Source organism: Collinsella sp. CLA-ER-H8, assembly GCF_040092335.1.
GTDB lineage: Bacteria > Actinomycetota > Coriobacteriia > Coriobacteriales > Coriobacteriaceae > Collinsella.
This window is the reverse complement of sequence record NZ_JBBNLU010000033.1, coordinates 1-671: the sequence shown is the minus strand read 5'-3', so window position 1 is coordinate 671 and position 671 is coordinate 1. Positions and strand designations below refer to the sequence as shown.

General features: G+C 73.6%; 1 protein-coding gene. It reads right to left on the bottom strand.

What is annotated here, in order from left to right; translation table 11 throughout:
* Positions 1 to 34: 34 nt before the first annotated feature.
* A partial coding sequence (locus AAAX72_RS09680) for a transposase (RefSeq protein WP_349130175.1) occupies positions 35 to 671 on the bottom strand: 637 nt, incomplete at its 5' end.

Sequence of the window (671 nt, the reverse complement as noted above, 5' to 3'; positions counted from 1 at the left end):
TTGGGTGTTCCTATAGTTTTGTCAACCGTCGGGGCTACTCCCGGTAGGGCACCCGGTCGCGCATCACGGCGTATATCGCCCTGAGCCGCTTCCTCGCGACGGCCTTGAGCGCCCGCCCGTGCCCCATTCCCCGCGCCCTGCAGGCCCGGTAGTACTCGCCGTAGCGCCCCGAGGACCTCACCAGGCTGTTGCACGAGAAGATCAGCAGGGACTTGAGCCTCGCGTCGCCGCGCCTGGACGCCCTGACCGACCTCACCGACGTGCCGGAGCTCCTCACCCTCGGGGCTATGCCGCAGTACGAGGCCAGGTGGTCGTGGTCCGGGAACCTCCCGATGTCGACCGACACCGCGAGCTGCGCCGCGGTCCTCGGGCCGATGCCGGGCACGGTGAGCAGGCACGCGTAGGTCTCGTCGCCCTCGAGCAGCGCCGCCGTCTCGGCCTCGAGGGCCCCGGCCTCGTCGAGGGCCTCCGATATCCGGGCGGCCAGGAACCTGACCTGCCTGTTCTCGGCCTCGACGAGCGCCGGCGGGGGCGCGGTGGAGGCGGCCGCGGCCTCCCCGGCGGCCTCGGCCCGCGGGCCCCCGGCCCCGGAGCGGGCGATCCCCCACGCCCCGCCGAACCCGGCGAGCAGCTCAAGCCACCGCCGGTCCGACAGGTCGACCGCGGCCTCG